The sequence below is a fragment of the Streptomyces sp. SID13726 genome (assembly GCF_010548375.1).
In the GTDB taxonomy this organism is placed as follows: domain Bacteria; phylum Actinomycetota; class Actinomycetes; order Streptomycetales; family Streptomycetaceae; genus Streptomyces.
Window position 1 is genome coordinate 1 of the sequence record NZ_JAAGLY010000030.1, and the last position, 19,165, is coordinate 19,165.

A 19,165-nucleotide genomic window follows, 5' to 3' on the forward strand; every position below is an offset into this window, starting at 1 on the left:
CCCTCGGTCCACGCCGCTCCGACGGTCGCCGGGGCCACTCCGCCCGCGCCCGCCGCGCCGACGAGCCCGCAGACGTTCACCCCACCCGGAGCGCCCCCGGCGGGGGGCCAGTACGCACCCCCCGGCGCACCCGCGGGCCAGTTCACGCCCCCGGGCGCACCCGCGGGCCAGTTCACGCCCCCGGGCGCCGTCCCCGGACAGTTCGCGCCCCCCGGCGCGCCCGGTGCCTTCCCCGGTCAGGCGCAGCCCTTCGGCGGCGGCACCCAGCTCGCCCCCGTGCCGCCGGAGGCGAACGTCCGGGTCGTGCTGACGAAGTACGCGGAAGCCCCCGTCGGCGACCGCTGGACGGAGCAGAACGCCAACCTGGTGCGGGCCACCCTCACCAAGGACGCGCCCATCCTCGCCAAGCAGGGCAGCATGGTCGCCTACCAGGGCGACATCGACTTCGCCCACAAGGGCTCGGGCCTGCTCGGCAAGCTCACCGGCGCCCTCACCGGCCAGGGCATGTCCCTGATGCGCTGCACCGGCAACGGCGAGGTGTTCCTCGCCGACGAGGCCAGCCGGGTCTTCGTGATCCGCCTCCAGGGCGAGCAGCTCTACACCAGCGCCCAGGGTGTGCTGGCCTTCGACGAGACCCTGGAGACCGAGGTCCGCCGCATCGAGGGGGCGGGACTGCCCGGCGGGGGCTTCTTCAGCATGCTCTTCTCCGGCACCGGAGCGGTCGTCGTCAAGACGCGCGGTGTGCCGGTCGTCCTCCCGGTCGGCGCGGCCACCTATGTCGACGGCAACGCCGTGATCGCCTGGTCCGCCGGTGCGCAGGCGGTCACCACGACCTCGCTCAGGCTGCGTCGCTCCGGGTACGCCCGGCAGACCACCGAGGCCGTGAACCTCCAGTTCCGCGGCGCGCCAGGCAACTTCGTCGTCGTACAGCCCTTCGAGGTGTGAGGCCATGGACTCCCAGACTCTGAGTGCGCACCGCGCCGCCGCGACCGGCGTCCGCATGAGTGTGCACAGCTCCAAGACGCTCAAGGTCACCATGGTCACCGGCCAGGATCTGATCGCCAAGGCCGGCTCGATGATCGCCTACGACGGCTATGTGCAGTTCGACGGGGCGCCCGCGAGCGTCCGCCGTTCCGCCGAGGAGATGGTCACCGGCGAGGGCGGCCGGCTGATGCTGGCCCGCGGTGACGGCGACCTCTACCTGGCCGACTACGGCGGCGACATCCTCGTCCTGCACCTGAACGGCGAGGCGCTGTCGGTCAACGGCGCCACGCTCCTCGCCTGCGACGCCTCGCTGGAACTGAAGATCGAGCCCGTGAAGGGCCTCGCCAAGCTGTCCGGCTCGGGACTGACCAACCTGGTCGTCAAGGGCACCGGCTGGGTCGCGCTGGTCAGCCGGGGCATCCCGATGGCCCTGGACTGCGCCGAGCGCGAGACCTACGTCGACCCGGACGCCCTCGTCGCCTGGACCACCGGCATGGAGATGAAGGCCCGCCGCACCATCAAGGCGAGCGCCCTCATCGGCCGGGGCAGCGGCGAGGCCTTCCAGATCGGCTTCAAGGGGCAGGGCTTCGTCGTCGTCCAGCCGAGCGAGGACACCGGCGACCGATTCAAGATCCGGGGCTGAGGGGAGCACCAGGCACATCATGCACAGCACACTCTTCGCACACGTCCCGGTCGAGTCGACCGGGCGCTACACCCTCCAGAACCCGCAGCTCCTGAAGACCGACGTCACCCAGGGCAGCAGCCCGGTGCTGGCCCGGCAGGGCGCCATGGTGGCCTTCGAGGGCCAGGTCGAGTTCGACAGCCAGTACCGCAACCGCAGCTGGCGCAACGTCGAGCGGATGACCGGCGAGGGCCTCGACCTCATGCGCTGTAAGGGCAACGGCATCGTCTACCTGGCCAACGTCGCCCAGCATCTGCACATCATGGAGGTCGGCAGCGGGATCACCGTCGACAGCTCCTACGTCCTGGCCTTCGACGGCTCCCTCGGCGTCGGCATCGTCGCGGTGGACAGCGCCGTCGAGGTGGCCGCCGCGGGCGCCTACAACCTGGAGCTGTCCGGCTCCGGGCAGGTCGTCCTGATGACCTCGGGCGAACCGCTGGTCCTGGAGGTGGGACCGGACAAGAACGTCTGTGTCGACTCCGACGCCGTCATCGCCTGGTCCACGTCCCTGCGCACCCAGCTCCAGGCGCCCACCTCCACCTCCGGAGTCTGGCGCCGGCGGGGCACCACCGGCGAGGGCTGGGAGATGCACTTCGGCGGCACCGGCCACGTCCTGGTCCAGCCCAGCGAACTCCTTCCGCCGCAGGGCATGCGCAACGGCGGGATGCTCGGCCAGTTCGGCATGCGCGGCAACTCCCTCGGGGGCAGCAACAGCTAGCCATGGGTAAGGGGCGCCCACTGTTGCAGGGCGCCCCTTACCCATGCGCTCACAGCCTCGCGCGCGTCGCTTCCAGCAGTCGTACGACCGACTCGTCCGCCACGGATGCCACCTCGTCGTAGGCGAACCACTGGACGTCCAGCGACTCGTCGCTGATCGACTCCACGGCGCCGGGCGGGGCGAGAGCCGCGTACTGGACGTCGAAGTGGCAGTTGCACGGCGGCGGGATCGGGTGCCGGTCAAGGCGCACCGGGCCGCCCGGCAGCAGGGTCAGCCCCGCTATACCGGACTCCTCGGTCGCCTCGCGCAGAGCCGCGGCCGCCAGGGAGGAGTCGGCCGACTCGCAGTGGCCACCCATCTGGAGCCACATGCGCAGCTTCTTGTGGAGGGTCAGCAGTACTCGGCCGCGCTCTGGGTCGATCACCAGCGCACTGGCGGTGACATGGCCCGCGTGGCACGCCTTCCACACGCCGTCCGGGTGTGCGGCGAGATGGTCCAGATAGGCCTGGCACAGCTCGTCCTGGCCCTCGTACCCCTTCAGCACAAGGACCGCGTCGTCACGCAGGCTCACTCGGTGTCGTCGTCCTTCTTCAGGTCGGGCTTCCCGGCGGAGCCGTCCGCCGCCTCCCCGAGCATCTTGTCCAGCTCCGAGAAGTCCAGCTGCTCGCGGTGCACGAAGCCGTCCGGGTCGTCCAGGTCGGAGGCGGTCGGCAGCATGTCCGGGTGGGCCCACAGGCCGTCGCGGCCGTCGACACCGCGCGCGTCGGTGAGCGAGGCCCACAGGCGGGAGGCGTCGCGCAGCCGGCGCGGACGCAGCTCCAGGCCGATCAGGGTGGCGAAGGTCTGCTCGGCGGGGCCGCCCGAGGCGCGCCGTCGGCGCAGGGTCTCGCGCAGCGCGTCGGCGGACGTCAGACGGGGCTTCGCGGCCGCGTGCACCACCGCGTCCACCCAGCCCTCCACGAGCGCCAGAGCCGTCTCCAGACGGGCCAGGGCCGCCTTCTGCTCGGGAGTGTCCTCCGGCTGGAACATGCCCTGCTGAAGGGCGTCCTGGAGCTGCTCGGGGTTCTGCGGGTCGAACTGGCCGACCACGTCCTCCAGCTTGGCGGTGTCGACCTTGATCCCGCGCGCGTAGCCGTCGACCGCGCCGAACAGGTGCGAGCGCAGCCACGGCACGTGCGCGAAGAGGCGCTGGTGGGCGGCCTCGCGCAGGGCGAGATACAGCCGCACCTCCTCCTTGGACACGCCGAGGTCCTTGCCGAACGCCTCGATGTTCGCCGGCAGCAGGGCGGCCCGCCCGGCCGGGCCCAGCGGCAGGCCGATGTCGGTGGAGCCGACGACCTCGCCCGCCAGAGTGCCGACGGCCTGCCCGATCTGGGAGCCGAACATGGCGCCGCCCATCGAGCGCATCATGCCGATCAGCGGGCCCGCCATGGCCTGCATCTCCTCGGGCAGCACATCGCCCATGGCGGTGCCGACCCGCTCGGCGACCGGGTCGACGAGCTCCTTCCACGCGGGCAGGGTCGCCTCGACCCACTCCGCGCGCGACCACGCCACCGCGGAGCCCGCGCCGGACGGCAGGGACGTCGCGTCGTCGAGCCACAGGTCCGCCAGGCGTACGGCCTCCTCGACCGCGGTGCGGTCGGCGGGACCGACGCTCGCGTCCTTGGTGCCGTCCGAGGTGCCCTGGGACACCGTCTGGCGGGCGATCTGCTTGGCCATGTCCCAGTTCACCGGGCCGCCCTCGTACGAGAGCATCTGGCCCAGCTGCTGGAAGGCGGCGCCCAGGTCGTTGGGGTTCAGTGATCCGAACATGGCGGCGAGCGGATTGTCCGCGCCGGGGCCGCCAAAGCCTCCGGCGCCGGGCAGCCCGCCGAAACCGAACGGGTTGTTCGGTCCCTGACCACCACCGCTCTGCTGGTCCTTCTTCTTGCCCTCGTCGCCGTCGTCCGGCTCCTCCGGCGGAAGGCCGAATCCGAATGGGGTGTCACTCACGGGATTCCTCGGCTGGTAAGGCCACCGGTTGCCTCCGGTGGCGCGGCTGCCCGATAACACCACCCAGCGTAGACACCGCGGGCGGTTCGGGCCTCGGTGCTCCGCCGACTCGCGGCCTGCGGCAGGATGGATGCCACCTGGTACGTACGCGTCACTCGCGTTCTACTGAAGACAACCGCTGGAGACGCCCGGTGAGTTCCCCTGATCCACAGGTTCGCGCAGCGCGAAACCAGTCAACCGGTCCCGGAGTGCGCGGGCCCGTCGTCGCGGTGACCGGTGCCGCGTCGGGCATCGGCGCACTGCTCACCGAGCGGCTCGCCGCGTCGGAGGAGATCAAGCAGGTCATCGCGCTGGACGAGCGGCGGGGCGAGTGCGCCGCGGCGCAGTGGCACATCCTGGACGTGCGGGATCCGGCCATCGCGGAGAAGCTGCGCGGCGCCGACGTCGTCGTGCATCTGGCGCTCGACCTCGATCTGGAGACCGACCCGGCCGCCCGCACGGCGTACAACGTCCGCGGGACGCAGACCGTGCTGACCGCCGCCGCGGCCGCGGCGGTGCACCGGGTCGTGCTGTGCACGTCGGCCATGGTCTACGGCGCGCTGCCGGACAACGAACTGCCGCTCTCGGAGGACGCCGAGCTGCGGGCCACCGCGGAGGCGACCGGGGTCGGCGACCTGCTGGAGATCGAGCGGCTGGCCCGCCGGGCGCCCAGGGCGCATCCGGGGCTCAACGTCACCGTGGTGCGCCCCGGTGTGCTGGTCGGCGGCGGCACCGACACCGCTCTGACCCGGTACTTCGAGTCGCCCCGGCTGCTGGTGGTGGCCGGGTCCCGGCCCGCCTGGCAGTTCTGCCACGTCGAGGACCTGTGCAGCGCTCTGGAGTACGCCGTTCTCGAGAAGGTCGACGGGGAGCTGGCCGTCGGGTGCGACGGGTGGCTGGAGCAGGAGGAGATCGAGGAGCTCAGCGGGATCCGGCGGATGGAGCTGCCGTCGGCGGTCGCGCTGGGGGCGGCGGCCCGGCTGCACCGGATCGGCCTGACGCCGTCTCCCGCGGGCGACCTCGCGTACACGATGTATCCCTGGGTGGTGAGCGGGAGCCGGCTGCACGACGCCGGGTGGCGGCCGCGGTGGAGCAACGAGGAAGTGCTCGCCGAGCTGCTGGAGGAGGTCTCCGGGCGGCACACCGTCGCCGGGCGGCGGCTGGGGCGGAAGGACGCGACGGCGGCGGGTGCGGCCGGAGCTACGGTCGCGCTGCTGGGTGCGGCGGCGGTCGTACGGCGGGCTCGGAAGGCGCGGCGGCGGATCTGAGACGGTCGTACGGCGGCTGCGGGCCCGTGGGGGCTGGTCGCGCCCGCGCGGCGGAGCCGTGAATCGGTACAGCTGGTGGGCCCACTGTGCGAGTCTCCAAACGCGCACACGCGTGTGCCGGGCGATAGCGCTATTCCGACCGACAGCGGGATTGCGGCACGATGGACGCATGGCACCCACCAACGACCATCCCGGCGAGCAGGCCGCGCAGGATCCCATCAAGCTCATCGGCATCCGTGAGACCCCGCTCTCCCTCGACGAGGTCTTCCGGGCGGTCGGGGACGACGCCGCCGGTGGGACCGCGCTGTTCGTCGGGACCGTGCGCAATCACGATGGGGGAGCCGACGTCGACAGGCTCGGGTACTCGTGCCACCCCAGTGCCGAGGCCGAGATGCGGCGGGTCGCCGAGAAGGTCGTCGCGGAGTTCCCGGTGCGGGCGCTCGCCGCCGTGCACCGGGTGGGGGATCTCGAGGTCGGGGACCTGGCCGTGGTCGTCGCCGTTTCCTGCCCTCATCGGGGAGAGGCGTTCGAGGCCTGCCGGAAGCTGATCGACGATCTCAAGCATGAGGTGCCGATCTGGAAGCACCAGACGTTCTCTGACGGTACGGAGGAATGGGTCGGCGCCTGCTGAACCCTTCCTCCACCCCTCCGGTTGCGTAACCGCACCCCTGGTACGAGCGTTGTCAGTGCGGATGGTTAATCTGCTGATCAGTCAGATTTTCGCGGTCGCCCAGCGGTCGCTCGTGCGTGGGGTCGGAGGTCGTCATGGGGGCGCTCGTCTGGTTGTTGATTCCGTTCCTGGCGGCGGTCGCCGCCGGTCTGTGGGGCAGTTGGGCCAACCGCACCCGCAAGGTCCGCAGCGACGGCCCCGAACTCGACGGATACGCCCGGTTCCGCGCCGCCATGGAGAAGTCGCACTCCTGACGATGGTCTGACAGGAGCGTCCCGTACTGTCGTGCCATGCCACGCCGCACCGCGACGATGCTCGCCTCGACCCTGATGCTGATCGCGCTCCTGTGCGCGGGAGTCCTCATCAACGTCCCCTACTCCGAGATGTCACCGGGCCCCACGGTGAACACCCTCGGGGACCACGGCGGCGAGCCGGTGCTCCAGATCTCCGGGCGCAAGACGTATCCGGCGAGCGGTCACCTGAACATGACCACCGTCCGGGTCACCAGCGCCGACTACAAGATGAACCTCGTCGAGGCCGTCTACGGCTGGCTCGCGCACGACAACAAGGTCGTCCCGCACGACACGCTCTACCCGGACGGCAAGACCGAGGAGCAGTCGACCCAGGAGAACGCCGAGGAGTTCAGCCAGTCCCAGGAGAGCGCCAAGGTCGCCGCCCTGAAGGAGCTGAAGGTCCCGGTGCAGTCCTGGGTGATCGTCTCGACCGTCGTCAAGGACTCCCCGGCCGAGGGCAAGCTGCACGCCGGTGACGTGATCAAGGACGTCGACGGTACGACGGTGAAGGCGCCGGAGGACGTCGCCAAGCTGGTGACCAAGCACAAGCCCGGCGAGGACGTCGTCTTCACGATCGTGCCCGCCAAGGAGCAGGCCGCCGCCGAGAAGGCGAACCGGGCGGCGACCAGGACCGAGAAGATCACGATCACCACCAGGACGTCCGACGACACCGGTGAGAAGCGGGCCATCGTCGGGATCGCCGCCGGGACCGACCACACCTTCCCGTTCACCATCGACATCAAGCTCGCCGACGTCGGCGGCCCGAGCGCCGGCCTGATGTTCGCGCTCGGCATCTACGACAAGCTCACCCCGGGCAGCCTGACCGGCGGCAAGTTCGTCGCCGGCACCGGCACGATCGACGACGACGGCAAGGTCGGCCCGATCGGCGGCATCGAGATGAAGACGGTCGGAGCGCGCGACAAGGGCGCGCAGTACTTCCTGACGCCCGCCGACAACTGCGCGGCCGCCGCCGAGGACACCCCGAGCGGGCTCACCCTGGTCAAGGTGAACACCATCGACGACGCCCTCGGCGCGCTCAAGGACATCCGCGAGGGGAAGACCTCCGACCTGCCGAAGTGCACGAAGAGCTAGGGCCTGTCGTTTGGATCAGGCCGGCTGTGAGAAGCGGTGTGTCCTGGCCAACCTGAGCGGGGTCTGGTGCGTGCAGCTGCAAGGCGGAGGAGGGAGTCGACGCGGAGCGTCGGCGAGTGACGACAACGCGGCTGGGGGTCCCCCCGCGCCTTTAAGGCTGTGGGGGAGTGCGTGCCAGGGCCCGCGAGGCCGGACTGATCCAAACGACAGGCCCTAGCCGCGAGGGCTACTCCTCGAAGGTCGCCGACAGTGCCTCCGCGAGACCCGGGACCAGATCGCGGCCCGTGAGGACCTCCGTCGGGGAGTCCTTCTCGCGCAGCCGCAGGGCCGAGTCGCGGGCGCCGTCGCGCAGCACCGCGACCGTCATCCGGACCTCCTGGCGGTCCGGGTGCTCGGCGACCCACTTCGCCAGCCTGGCCTCGCTCAGCCCCTGCGGGACGGTCGCCTCGGCGGACGGCGGCAGCATCAGGCGCTCCACGGTGAGCGCGCAGCCGACGACCGCGTCGGGCCAGGCGATGGTGCCGAGGAACTCGTCGAGCGCCTTGCCCGCGGGAATCTCGTCCTGCTCGATGGGGGTCAGGGCCGAGGACTCCTGCCCGTCCTCCAGACCGAGCTGGCTCGCGAGAGCGGGTTCCTGGGTGCGCAGCCGGGCGGTGTCTACGAGGGCGAAGAGGCGAGCGGGCTGGTCCCAGCCGAGGCCGGAGGCGTACTCGTCGATCTCGAGTACGGCCCGGGTGAGCGGGCTCGCCGCCATGGGAGTGTTGGACATGGTCACAATCCTGCCTCGTTAGTCACCGGAATCGGGAACCGAGTAAACGGTGAGTAAGTTGCATAGGTGTGGGCCCGCGATCACGGGGGGCCACCCAGGGGCCCGCGAACACGAGGGCCTGACGGATCGACAGCGAACTTCGAGGTGCGCACCTTGGCTTTCCAGATGCCGGACCGCGGCGGAGGCCCGACGGGGCCGCGGATGAGAGTGGGCCGCCCGTCCCGGCGCGCCCGGACCCTGCTCATGACGCTGGGCGTCCTTGCCGTCCTCGGCATGGCGTTCACCATGTTCGCGGGCTTCTGGACGGACTGGCTCTGGTACCGCTCGGTGAACTACTCGTCGGTGTTCACCACCACCCTGTGGACCAAGATCGGGCTGTTCTTCGTCTTCGGTCTGCTGATGGCGCTCGCGGTCGGCTTCAACATCTGGCTGGCCCACCGGCTGCGCCCGCCGCTGAGCGCCATGTCGATGGAGCAGCAGAACCTCGACCGCTACCGGATGGGCATCGCGCCGTACAAGAGGTGGCTGCTGCTCGGGATCGTCTCCCTGGTGGGCCTGATCGCGGGTGCCTCGGCGTCGAGCCAGTGGCGGACCTGGCTGATGTGGGTCAACGGCGTGTCCTTCGGCCAGAAGGACCCGCAGTTCCACCTCGACATCTCCTTCTACACCTTCGACCTGCCCTGGTACCGGTTCCTGCTCGGCTTCGGCTTTGCCGCCGCGATCCTGTCGGTCATCGCCGCCGCGCTCACCCATTACCTCTACGGCGGTCTGCGGATCACCTCCCCGGGCGCGCGGGCCACGGCCGCCGCGACCGGACACCTCTCGGTGCTGCTCGGCATCTTCGTCGCCCTCAAGGCGGTCGCGTACTGGCTCGACCGGTACGGCCTCGCGGTGAAGTCCAGCGACTTCAAGGCGACCGACAGCTGGACCGGCCTCAGGTACGTCGACGCCAACGCCTATCTGCCGGCCAAGACGATCCTGTTCTGCATCGCGGTCATCTGCGCCCTGCTGTTCTTCGCCACCCTGTGGCGGCGCACCTGGCAGCTGCCGGTGATCGGCTTCGGCCTGATGGTGCTCTCGGCGATCCTCATCGGCGGGCTCTACCCGGCGATCGTCCAGAAGTTCCAGGTCCAGCCGAACGAGCAGGCCAAGGAAGCGCCGTACGTCGAGAAGAACCTCAAGGCGACGCGTGACGCGTACGGCATCGACGACGCCAAGGTCACGGACTACTCCGGCAAGGCCACGACCACGGACAAGACGAAGCTGCGGGACGACGTCGCCGACGCGGCCAGCATCCGGGTCATGGACCCCAACATCGTCTCGCCGACGTTCCAGCAGCTCCAGCAGATGCGGAACTACTACGCGTTCCCGACCAACCTGGACGTCGACCGCTACAGCAAGGACGGCAAGGACCAGGACACGGTCATCGGTCTGCGTGAGCTGAACCTCGCCGGCATCCCGAAGAACAACTGGATCAACGACCACTTCCGCTACACCCACGGCTACGGCGTGGTGGCGGCGAAGGGCACCGAGGCCGACGCCGAGGGCCGCCCGGTCTTCACCGAGTCCAACCTGCCGTCCCAGGGCGACCTCGGGACGTACCAGCAGCGGATCTACTACGGCGAGAAGACCACCGAGTACTCGATCGTCGGCGGTCCCCAGAAGGAGATCGACTACTCCGACGACGACGGCGAGAAGACCTACAGCTACGAGGCCAAGAGCGGGGTCAACCTCTCCAACCCGGTCAACCGGGCCGCGTACGCGGTGGCCTTCAGCGAGCCGCAGATCCTCTACTCCGGAGCGATCGGCGAGGGCTCGCGGATCCTGTACAACCGCACGCCCAAGCAGCGTGTCGAGGCGGTGGCCCCCTGGCTGACGATCGACGGCGACGCCTATCCGGCGGTGGTGAACGGCAAGATCCAGTGGATCGTCGACGCCTACACGACGACCAACGGCTATCCGTACTCCTCGCGTACGACCCTCGGTGACACCACAGCCGACTCGCTGACCGCGACCAACAACCAGCGCGCGGTGGTGGCCCAGCAGAACCAGGTCAACTACATCCGCAACTCGGTGAAGGCGACCGTCGACGCGTACACCGGCGAGGTCAAGCTCTACCAGTGGGACACCGAGGACCCGGTCCTCAAGACCTGGATGAAGGCGTTCCCGGGCACGGTGGAGCCGAAGAAGGACATCTCCACCGACCTCATGGCCCATCTGCGGTACCCGCAGGACCTGTTCAAGGTCCAGCGCGAACTGCTCGCCCGCTACCACGTCGAGGACGCCGACACCTTCCTCAGCGGCAGCGAGGTGTGGCAGGTGCCGGACGACCCGACCAACAAGTCGGGCGACGCGGTGCCGCCGTACTACCTGAGCATGAAGATGCCGGACCAGGCGCAACAGGCGTTCTCGCTCACCACGACGTTCACGCCCAACGGCCGTGACAACCTCAGCGCGTTCATGACGGTCGACGCCGAGGCGGGCACCAGCGACTACGGCAAGATCAGAATCCTGAAACTGCCGACCAACACGACGGTCAACGGGCCCAAACAGGTGCAGAGCCAGTTCAACTCCGAACAGGACATCGCCGAGACCATCAGCCTTCTCAACAGAGGCGACTCCAATGTGGAGTACGGCAATCTCCTGACGGTGCCGCTCGACGGAGGACTGCTCTACGTGGAGCCGGTCTACGTACGCGGTGGTGGACTCAAGTACCCGCTGCTGCGGAAGGTGTTGGTGACCTACGGAGGCAACACCGCCTTCGAGGACACCCTGGACCAGGCCCTCGACAAGGTCTTCGGAGCGGAGTCGACGACCCCGCCACCGGAGGACGACGGCGGGGACACCACCACTCCGCCACCGACGTCCAGCAACCCGACGGTCCAACAGGCCCTGGACGACGCCCAGAAGGCCTTCGACGCCGGCCAGGAAGCCCTGAAGAAGGGCGACTGGGAGGCGTACGGAAAGGCCCAGACGGATCTGGAGGACGCGCTCAAGCGGGCCGAGGACGCGCAGGCGGAGGCGGGCAAGAGCAGCGGCAGCAGCCCGAAACCCAGCACCAGTGCGAAGCCGAGCGGCAGTCCGAGTCCCGGCGGCAGTCCGAGTCCGAGCGGCAGCCCCAGCGGCTGATCAAATGCCCACCCCCGCGCCGTGATATGGTTGCGACACAACGGCGCGGGGTGGAGCAGCTCGGTAGCTCGCTGGGCTCATAACCCAGAGGTCGCAGGTTCAAATCCTGTCCCCGCTACTGAAACGAAGGCCCGGATCCTCTTGAGGATCCGGGCCTTCGTGATGTGCGAACGCATGTGCCGCCGAAGGCGATGGCCGTGCCGCCGGGGGCAGTTGGAGGGAACTGTGTTTGACTTGTCGTTCTGTGGGCAAGTCGACAAAACGCTGAAGTGACCTCACTGGCTGCGGTATACCAGGTGTACCCAGGTTGCAGGTGGTGCGACGATGGACGTTATGGGGGACAAGGCAACTCTGTTCGAGACAGGGCGTTTTGTGCAACCTTCCGGGCGGGACGGGGCCGGGGAGGCGGCTGACGACGCCGCCGAGGAGCTTCGGCAGCGTCTCGCCGGGGAGGCCGGCGACGTCGAGGCGATGAGCGTCCTCGGCGCCCTCCTGCTGCGCCGCGGTGATCTCGACGGAGCCGAGCCCCATCTGCGTGCCGCCACCGCAGCCGGTGACCGTGCCGCCGCCAACAACCTGGGTGTCCTGCTGCACCAGCGCGGCTACGCCGACGACGCCGCCGGCTGGTGGCGGATCGCCGCCGTCGCCGGATCCGCGGCCGCCGCGCACGCGCTGGGCCGCCACCACCGGGAGCGGGGCGACGAGCCCGCCGCCGAGTACTGGCTGCGCCAGTCCGCCGAGCAGGGCCACGCGCTGGGCGCCTACGCGCTCGCCGACCTGCTGGAGCACCGCGGCGACGCGGGCGCCGAGCGCTGGATGCGGACCGCCGCCGAGCGGGGACACCGCGAGGCGGCCTACCGGCTGGCCCGCGCGCTCGACCGCCGACTGATGCCCGAAGGGGACATAGGGGAGGACACCGGCGCCGGGGCCGAGGCCGAGCAGTGGTACCGCCAGGCCGCCGCGCGCGGACACCGGCGGGCCGCGCTGCACCTCGGGGCGATCCTGGAGCGGCGCGGCGCGCTCAAGGAGGCCGGGCGCTGGTACCTGACCTCCGCCAAGGACGGCGAGGCCCGGGCCGCCTGCGCCCTCGGCTTCCTGCTGCGGGACGCCGGCGACACCGAGAGCGCCGCCGTGTGGTGGCTGCGCGCCGCCCAGGACGGCGACGGCAACGCGGCCAACGCGCTCGGCGCGCTGCACGCCGAGCGCGGCGAGCCGCAGACCGCCGAGCGCTGGTACCGGGCGGCGATGGACGCGGGCGACGACAACGGCGCGTACAACCTCGGGCTGCTCTGCGCCGAGCAGGGGCGGACCGCGCAGGCCGAGCAGTGGTACCGGCGGGCCGCGTACGCGGGGCACCGGGAGGCGGCCAACGCGCTGGCGATCCTGCTGCTCCAGGGCGGGGACACCGCCGGAGCGGAGCCGTGGTTCTCCAAGGCCGCGGAGGCCGGGAGCGTGGACGCCGCGTTCAACCTCGGGATCCTGTTCGCCGGGCGGGGCGAGGAGGAGGTCGCCGTGCGGTGGTACGAGCGGGCCGCCGCCGCGGGGCACACCGAGGCCGCCCTCCAGGTGGGGATCGTCCGGCTGCGGGAAGGGGACGAGCCCGCCGCCGAGCGGCATCTGCGGTGCGCGGCGGGAGGCGGGAGCGCGGAGGCCGCGTACCGGCTGGCGACCGTGCTCGACGCCCGGCGCCCGCCGGTGCCCGCGCACTCCCTCGGCGAGCCCGTGCACGCGGAGAAGAGCGAGTGCGAGGAGTGGTACGAGCGGGCCGCCTCCCAGGGGCACCGCCGCGCCCAGGTGCGGGTGGGCATGCTCGCCGCGGCCCGGGGCGATGTCGTCGAGGCGGCTCGGTGGTACCGGGAGGCCGCGGAGGCGGGGTCCCGGAACGGCGCGTTCAACCTGGGGCTGCTGCTGGCCCGGGAGGGGAGCGAGCCGGAGGCCGCCGTGTGGTGGACTCGGGCCGCCGACGCGGGGCACGGTCGGGCGGCGCTGCGGCTGGCCCTGGTCTACGCGCGTCGGGGGGAGTTGGCGGAGGGGCAGCGGTGGGCCGACCGCGCGGTGGCCTCGGGGCCCGCGGAGGTTTCCGAGCGGGCGGCCCGGTTGCGGGACGCGCTGCGGGAAGAGCTGTCCGCGTAGCGCTCCGCGGGGTGCCGGGCCGGCTCGTCGCGCCCCCTGGGCGTCCCCGGCCAAACGATTTGCCTCTGGTCTGCTCCTTCACGTAACGTTGCATTCATCGCCGCGGGGTGGAGCAGCTCGGTAGCTCGCTGGGCTCATAACCCAGAGGTCGCAGGTTCAAATCCTGTCCCCGCTACTGAAGGCCGAGGGCCGGAATCCGATTCAGGGTTCCGGCCCTCGGTGTTTTCAGGGTCTGTGGCCCACCGCTTCCTCGTAGAGGGATCTGTTCACCGTCTTCGACTCCGGCAGCGGTGTGCCCTCCGTCACGCCCTGGGCCTGGTACGCGGCCTGGAGCCGGGTCGTCGTTCCTGATCTGATCTCCCAGTCCATGCGGAGGGACGGGGTGGACCTCAGGATCTCCTCGTCCGTCTTCAGGAGCTTCGCCAGGTAGGTGACGAAGGCCGCGTCCGCCTTGTAGTCCGCCGCGAAGTAGGTGTTCACCGTGCGGATGTAGGCCCTGAGGAGGGCCACGCCCGCGTCCACGTCGTCGTTCAGCAGGCCCGGGCCGTAGAGCATGCCGCCCAGGGGCTCGCCGAGGGGCTGGCCGCCCAGGAAGGCGTACCCGGGCTCGCCGTCGACCCTGCGCCAGACCGGGTCCAGGAGCCAGGCCGAGTCGACGCCGCCGTTCTGGAGGGCCGTGAGGACGTCGGCCGAGCCGAGCTGCTGGTACTGGATGCGGTCGAGACCGCCGCCGTGATTCTCCAGCGCCTTCTCCATGGGGTACGCGATCACCGAGCCCTTGCCGATCATCGTGCCCATCCTGCGGCCGGCCATCTTCACCTGACCGGAGTTCTCGCCGTCCTTCAGCCGCACCCACAGGCCGCTCCTGGACTTCGGGTCGGGGGAGAAGTTCGCGGCGACCCAGCGGATGTCGAAGCCGCCCCGGATGCCGTTCATCACCGCCGCCTCGGGGGCCGCCCACAGCGCGTCGATGTCGCCCTTGGCGAGGAGGGGGAGCGAGTCCGGGGTGGGCAGGACCTTCAGGGTGACGTCCAGGCCCTCCTTCTTGAACTCGCCCTTGCCCAGGGCGACTTCCAGAGGGGCCACGTACTCCGCGCTGAGCGTGCCCGTCGCGATCGTCAGCTTGCGGGGCTCGGCCAGGGGGACGGGGGCCGGGGTGCCGGGCTCGCAGCGGGCCGGGGTGCGGGTCGGGGAGAGGTCCGCCGGGTCCGTCCAGGAGCCCGTGCCGCAGCCCGCGACCGGGCGGACGGTCCTGGTGCCGCCCCCGCCCGCCTTCGACTCCGAGCTCGTCGAGTCGTGTGGCGCCGTGCAGGAGGCTGTCGTCAGCAGGGCTGTCGCGGTGAGCACTGCGCCGTAGAGCCGTGTTCTCATGACTGGCCTCTTCCTCGGTCTCTGGGGGCCCAAGGGGTGAGCAGGCGGCCCAGGGTGCGGACCAGTTCGGAGAAGAGGACGCCCAGGGCGGCCACGCAGACGATTCCCACGAACATGACGTCGTTCTGGAAGAGGGCGCGGGAGTCGAAGATGAGGTGGCCCAGGCCGTCGGTCGCCGCTATCTGCTCCGAGGCGACGATCACCAGGACCGCCACGCCCGCCGCGATCCGGGCGCCCACCAGGACGGAGGGGAGGGAGGCGGGGAGGAGGATGTGGCGGAAGGTCTGCCAGGGGGAGGCGCCGAAGACCTGGCCGGCGTCGCGGTGGCCGGAGGGGATCGCCACGACCGCCGACATCGTCTGGATCCAGACGAAGAAGAAGACCGTCGTCGCCACCAGGGCCACTTGGGGGCCCTCGCCCAGGCCGAACATGTTCAGGAAGACCGGGAGCAGGGCCAGTTTCGGGACCACGTACAGGGCGTCCAGGAGGGGTTCCAGAGCTGCTCGAACCAGGCGCAGTGAGCCCATGAGGAGGCCCAGGGCGTAGCCCGTCGCCGTGCCGATCGCGTATCCCGCGAGGACGCGCCTCAGGGTGGCCGAGACGTCCGGCCACAGCTCGCCGGCGGCCGCGCGGTCCCAGCCGTCGGACAGGATCGTGGAGGGGGCCGGGTAGACGCGGTGGTCGATCCAGCCCTGGGCGGCGGCCAGTTGCCACAGCAGGACCAGAAGCAGGGGGACGGCTGTCGCCAGGGTCAGCTCCAGGGCCCGTCTGCGGCGGTGGGTGCGTACGGGGTGCAGCTCCTCCGGGCCCGGGCGGCGGACCAGGACGGACTCCGGCTTCTCGGGGGCCACCGTCGTCATGTCGGCACCGCCTCCTTGCGCAGCAGGTCCCACAACTCGCTCTTCAGGGACGTGAATTCGGGCGTGGAGCGGATGTCGCCGGTGCGGGGGCGGGGGAACGGCGGGCGGTGTTCGGCGATCAGCCGGCCCGGGCGGGCGGACATCACCAGGACGCGGTCGCCGAGGACGATCGCCTCCTCCAGGCTGTGGGTGATGAACAGGGTGGTGGTGCGCAGGGACTGGGTGATCTCCAGCAGCTCGTCCTGGAGGATCACTCGGAGTTGGGCGTCCAGGGCGGCGAACGGCTCGTCCATCAGGAGGAGTTCGGGTTCCACGGCGAGGGCGCGGGCGATGGCCACGCGCTGGCGCATACCGCCCGAGAGGGTCGCCGGGTACGCGTCCGCGAAGTCGGTCAGGCCCATGCGGGCCAGCCACTCGTCGGCGCGGGCGTTCGCCTCGCGGCGCGGGACGCGCTGGATGTCCAGGCCGAAGCGGACGTTGGCGCGGACCGACTTCCAGTCGTAGATGCCGTAGTCCTGGAAGATCATGGCGGCCGGGCGGGGTGCCGCGGTGCGGATCTCCAGGGTGCCCGTGCTGGGGCGGAGCAGGCCCGCCGCGATGCGCAGGAGCGTCGACTTGCCGCAGCCCGAGGGGCCGACCAGGCAGACGAACTCGCCGTGCGCGACGGTGAGGTCGAGCGGGCCGAGGGCGTCGACGGCGCGGGGCGGACGGCCGAAGGTGCGGGTCAGGGCGGTGGCGTGGAGCTTGGGGCGCGGGTGTGGTGCCGAGGAGTGCGGGTCGGGGTGCGGCTGTCGGGGGGTGGGGCGCGGGTGTCGCGGGGTGCGGGCGTCGGGGTGGACTTCTCCCGGGGTGGGTTCGGGGTGCGGATCTCCCACGGTTGCTCCTTGCGGAGTTCGGTACGGAGAGGGGTGGCCGCACGACGATATGACGGTCCGTCAGATTCAGGAAGCCCGTGGACCGCACGAATGCCTGTACGCAGCACGAAGCCCCGGCTTCCCTGAGGAGGCCGGGGCTTCGGTGAAGGTCGTTACGCCGCCGCGCAGTTCGGGCACATGCCGCGGTACGTCACCTCGACGCCCGAGACGGTGAAGCCGAAGCGCTCCGAGTCGGGGAGGTCGGTCAGCGGGTCGCCGGTCGGGTGGACGTCCCGGATCGCGCCGCACTGCGCGCACACCAGGTGGTGGTGCGGACGGTGGGCGTTGGGGTCGTACCGCTTCGCGCGTTTGTCGGTGGCGACCTCGAGCACCTCGCCCAGGGAGACCAGCTCGCCCAGCGTGTTGTAGACGGTCGCCCGGGAGATCTCGGGCAGCTTGGCCACCGCGCGCGCGTGGACCTCGTCGGCCGTCAGATGGACGTGTTCGCCGTCGAGGACCTCGGCCACGACGCGCCGCTGCGCGGTCATCCGCCAGCCGCGGCCGCGCAGTCGTTCCAAAAGGTCGCTCATGCGTCCAGCTTAACAGCAGGCGACCAGATTCCGAATGGGTGTGAGTTTGGAGCACTGCCGGAGTTGGATTAAGTCTAATGTAGAGTGGGCGCAGGCTACGGCAGGCGGCTGGAGGTCCGCGGTTCCAGGCCCTTCGCGGATCGCCTCCGGCACTGGACCGCTTGTCGTAGCCTGCTCTTTCCTCCGGGTCTAGGCGGGTACGCGCTGCCGATCGGGCGCCCAGCAGCGGATGATGTCGCGGACCGAGACGATCCCCGCGGGCTCTCCGCGGTCGAGGACGATCAGATGCCGGAAGCCGCCGTGTGTCATCGCGTGCGCGGCCTCCTCCAGGGTCCAGGTCGGGGCGGCGAAGACGACGTCGGTGGTGGTGTGGGCGTGGGCGTGTTCCGTGTCCGGGCTCTGGCCCAGGCCCACGGAGTTGAGGATGTCGCGCTCGGTCAGAATGCCGATGCCGGTGCCGTCGGGGTCGAGGACCACGGCCGCGCCCACTCTGCGGGCGGACATCAGGGCGGAGGCCTGGCGGAGGGTGTGGGCGGGGCCGATGGTGAGGACCACCGTGCTCATGGCGTCGCGGACGAGCATGGGTTCGGAGTCACCTCCTGGGAGCCGGTGTTAGTTCACCGGTTCACAAGTTCACAAACGAGGGTCCTCTCAGAGTCGCAGGTAAAGCGGGGGTCAACAAGGGGGCGCGCGCCGCCGATTGAGGGCGTGCGCGCTCATCTGTGCTTCCTAGTGGAGTTCGTTGAGATACCCGAGCAGTTCGTCGTGCAGGATGCCGTTCGAGGCGGCCGCGTTGCCGCTGTGTGGGCCGGGGCGGCCGTCGAGGCCGGTGAAGGTGCCGCCGGCCTCCGTGACGACGATCGCGTTCGCGGCCATGTCCCAGAGGGAGAGCTCCGGTTCGGCGCAGATGTCGATCGAGCCCTCGGCGACCATCATGTACGGCCAGAAGTCGCCGTACGCGCGCGTGCGCCAGACCTCGCGGGTGAGGTCCAGGAAGCCGTTGAGCCGACCCAGGTCCTCCCAGCCGGTCAGCGAGGAGTACGCGAACGAGGCGTCCGAGAGCTTGCCGACCCGGGAGACGTGCAGCCGGGAGGCGGAGGAGAGACTGCGGCCGGTGAACGCGCCGTGGCCCTTCGCGGCCCACCAGCGGCGGCCGAGGGCGGGGGCGGAGACCACGCCGACGACGGGCTGGTAACCGCCTTCCGACGCCTCCGTCAGGGAGATCAGGGTGGCCCAGACGGGGACACCGCGTACGTAGTTCTTGGTGCCGTCGATCGGGTCGATGACCCAGCGGCGGGGGCCGGTGCCCTGTACCCCGTACTCCTCGCCGAGCACGGCGTCCCTCGGGCGGGCGCGCTGGAGATGGCCGCGGATCAGTTCCTCCGCGGCCTTGTCCGCCTCGCTGACGGGGGTCATGTCCGGTTTGGTCTCGACCTTGAGGTCCAGTGCCTTGAAGCGGTCCATGGTGGTCGCGTCGGCGGCGTCCGCGAGGACGTGGGCGAGGCGGAGGTCGTCGAGGTAGTCCGGCATGTGGCGAACGGTATCTGCCGGTGTCCGTGCGGTGCTATACGGGTCGCAGTGCGGACGCCTCACGGGGTGCCGGGTCAGGTCGTACGGCGGCGGCCGAGGAGCCGGCCGAGCCCGCGCGCTCCCTCGTGCCCCCGCGAACCCTTGACAGTGCCCGCGTGCGCGTCAAATCTGGGCGCAGAGCTGCCTGCTCC

The 19,165-nt window shown here is 70.7% G+C and carries 18 protein-coding genes and 2 tRNA genes; 11 read left to right on the forward strand and 9 right to left on the reverse strand.

Annotated elements, in window-relative coordinates:
• The 3 genes from G3I78_RS41485 to G3I78_RS41495 all read left to right on the forward strand — a co-directional run.
• The coding region (locus tag G3I78_RS41485) for an AIM24 family protein (protein WP_203616234.1) at positions 1-945 on the forward strand (945 nt) is incomplete at its 5' end.
• Between the two features lie 4 nt (positions 946-949).
• Positions 950-1,627 (forward strand): AIM24 family protein, encoded by a 678-nt coding sequence (locus G3I78_RS41490; RefSeq protein ID WP_164434668.1) that lies wholly within the window; start codon positions 950-952, stop codon positions 1,625-1,627.
• A gap of 19 nt (positions 1,628-1,646) precedes the next feature.
• A complete protein-coding gene (locus G3I78_RS41495; RefSeq protein WP_164434670.1) occupies positions 1,647-2,384 on the forward strand; it encodes an AIM24 family protein in 738 nt (245 codons plus the stop codon).
• A gap of 49 nt (positions 2,385-2,433) precedes the next feature.
• Here G3I78_RS41495 and G3I78_RS41500 read toward each other — a convergent pair whose 3' ends face one another.
• Both G3I78_RS41500 and G3I78_RS41505 read right to left on the reverse strand, forming a co-directional pair.
• Positions 2,434-2,955: an NUDIX hydrolase gene (locus G3I78_RS41500; RefSeq protein ID WP_164434672.1), complete on the reverse strand. Its 522-nt coding sequence runs from the start codon at positions 2,953-2,955 to the stop codon at positions 2,434-2,436.
• The gene (locus tag G3I78_RS41505; RefSeq protein WP_164434674.1) at positions 2,952-4,376 is read right to left on the reverse strand and encodes a zinc-dependent metalloprotease; all 1,425 of its coding nucleotides are present in this window, start codon (positions 4,374-4,376) and stop codon (positions 2,952-2,954) included. The genes G3I78_RS41500 and G3I78_RS41505 overlap by 4 nt, the downstream gene beginning before the upstream one ends.
• Positions 4,377-4,567: 191 nt before the next feature.
• Here G3I78_RS41505 and G3I78_RS41510 point away from each other — a divergent pair, with 191 nt between their 5' ends.
• From G3I78_RS41510 to G3I78_RS41520, 4 genes are all read left to right on the forward strand, one after another.
• Positions 4,568-5,683, forward strand: a complete 1,116-nt coding sequence (locus G3I78_RS41510) for an SDR family oxidoreductase (protein ID WP_164434676.1) — start codon at positions 4,568-4,570, stop codon at positions 5,681-5,683.
• 169 nt (positions 5,684-5,852) lie between these two features.
• Positions 5,853-6,314 (forward strand): molybdenum cofactor biosynthesis protein MoaE, encoded by a 462-nt coding sequence (locus G3I78_RS41515; protein ID WP_164434678.1) that lies wholly within the window; start codon positions 5,853-5,855, stop codon positions 6,312-6,314.
• Positions 6,315-6,448: 134 nt separating this feature from the next.
• On the forward strand, positions 6,449-6,607 hold the full coding sequence (locus tag G3I78_RS51390; RefSeq protein WP_203616235.1) for a hypothetical protein: 159 nt from the start codon (positions 6,449-6,451) through the stop codon (positions 6,605-6,607).
• Positions 6,608-6,643: 36 nt separating this feature from the next.
• Positions 6,644-7,738: a PDZ domain-containing protein gene (locus tag G3I78_RS41520; RefSeq protein WP_164434680.1), complete on the forward strand. Its 1,095-nt coding sequence runs from the start codon at positions 6,644-6,646 to the stop codon at positions 7,736-7,738.
• A 226-nt stretch (positions 7,739-7,964) separates the two neighbouring features.
• On the opposite strand, the gene G3I78_RS41525 is transcribed toward G3I78_RS41520, so the two are convergent.
• Entirely contained in the window at positions 7,965-8,507 is a 543-nt protein-coding gene (locus G3I78_RS41525; RefSeq protein WP_164434682.1) for a PPA1309 family protein, read from the reverse strand.
• A 201-nt stretch (positions 8,508-8,708) separates the two neighbouring features.
• Between G3I78_RS41525 and G3I78_RS41530 the strand changes: the two genes are divergently transcribed.
• The 4 genes from G3I78_RS41530 to G3I78_RS41545 all read left to right on the forward strand — a co-directional run bounded on the left by G3I78_RS41530 (position 8,709) and on the right by G3I78_RS41545 (position 13,944).
• On the forward strand, positions 8,709-11,636 hold the full coding sequence (locus G3I78_RS41530) for a UPF0182 family protein (RefSeq protein WP_239158367.1): 2,928 nt from the start codon (positions 8,709-8,711) through the stop codon (positions 11,634-11,636).
• 44 nt (positions 11,637-11,680) lie between these two features.
• Positions 11,681-11,754: transfer RNA gene (locus G3I78_RS41535), tRNA-Met, on the forward strand.
• Between the two features lie 206 nt (positions 11,755-11,960).
• Positions 11,961-13,769 carry a tetratricopeptide repeat protein gene (locus tag G3I78_RS41540; RefSeq protein WP_164434686.1) on the forward strand — a complete coding sequence of 603 codons (1,809 nt, stop codon included), beginning with the start codon at positions 11,961-11,963 and terminating at the stop codon, positions 13,767-13,769.
• A 101-nt stretch (positions 13,770-13,870) separates the two neighbouring features.
• Positions 13,871-13,944, forward strand: a tRNA-Met gene (locus G3I78_RS41545).
• Positions 13,945-13,994: 50 nt separating this feature from the next.
• On the opposite strand, the gene G3I78_RS41550 is transcribed toward G3I78_RS41545, so the two are convergent.
• The 6 genes from G3I78_RS41550 to hisN form a co-directional block, all read right to left on the reverse strand.
• A complete protein-coding gene (locus tag G3I78_RS41550) occupies positions 13,995-15,140 on the reverse strand; it encodes an ABC transporter substrate-binding protein (protein WP_164434688.1) in 1,146 nt (381 codons plus the stop codon).
• Positions 15,137-16,000 carry an ABC transporter permease gene (locus tag G3I78_RS41555; protein WP_164434690.1) on the reverse strand — a complete coding sequence of 288 codons (864 nt, stop codon included), beginning with the start codon at positions 15,998-16,000 and terminating at the stop codon, positions 15,137-15,139. The genes G3I78_RS41550 and G3I78_RS41555 overlap by 4 nt, the downstream gene beginning before the upstream one ends.
• Complete coding sequence (locus tag G3I78_RS41560) at positions 15,997-16,728, reverse strand: ABC transporter ATP-binding protein (protein ID WP_164434837.1); 732 nt, start codon at positions 16,726-16,728, stop codon at positions 15,997-15,999. Before G3I78_RS41560 ends, G3I78_RS41555 begins: the two co-directional genes overlap by 4 nt.
• Positions 16,729-17,027: 299 nt before the next feature.
• Entirely contained in the window at positions 17,028-17,444 is a 417-nt protein-coding gene (locus G3I78_RS41565) for a Fur family transcriptional regulator (RefSeq protein WP_164434692.1), read from the reverse strand.
• A 189-nt stretch (positions 17,445-17,633) separates the two neighbouring features.
• Complete coding sequence (locus G3I78_RS41570; protein WP_164434694.1) at positions 17,634-18,026, reverse strand: CBS domain-containing protein; 393 nt, start codon at positions 18,024-18,026, stop codon at positions 17,634-17,636.
• A gap of 147 nt (positions 18,027-18,173) precedes the next feature.
• Positions 18,174-18,974 (reverse strand): histidinol-phosphatase, encoded by an 801-nt coding sequence (hisN, locus tag G3I78_RS41575; protein ID WP_164434696.1) that lies wholly within the window; start codon positions 18,972-18,974, stop codon positions 18,174-18,176.
• Positions 18,975-19,165 lie beyond the last annotated feature (191 nt).